The 350-nt window shown below is 52.0% G+C and carries 1 protein-coding gene; it reads left to right on the top strand.

Annotated features, from left to right (window positions below):
* On the top strand, nucleotides 1-350 hold a 350-nt coding region (locus Q5762_RS37515), incomplete at both ends, for a hypothetical protein (protein WP_315896789.1).

Genomic DNA, 350 nt, shown 5'->3' with positions numbered 1-350 from the left:
ACTTAGCCATGGCCACCGCGACGCCAAAGAGCGACCGCATAAACACCTTCCTACACCATTCTGGCCGCTCAAGCTTTGAGTCATTTAATGTCAGCCGAGATGATGTAATAGAGGCTCGCCTAAACAAAGCCTACGTCCAGGCGGTTGTTTACGACCTAAGCGCACAGATCAAACAAGTAGCTGACTTAAAGCTGACGCTGCTACGCCAAGCCTGGAAACGGAACCAATGGCTGAAAAACCAGTTAAGCGACGCTGGGATCACGAGCATGACGCCGCTGCTACTGGTGCAGGTTGCCAATGGTGCCGGTACCATTGAAGAGGCCGAAACGCTCTTAATACGTAACATAGGC

The organism is Streptomyces sp. P9(2023), assembly GCF_032436795.1.
Taxonomy (GTDB): Bacteria; Actinomycetota; Actinomycetes; order Streptomycetales; family Streptomycetaceae; genus Streptomyces.
Note: the sequence above shows the minus strand (reverse complement) of the source record. Positions and strands in the feature narration are given on the sequence as shown.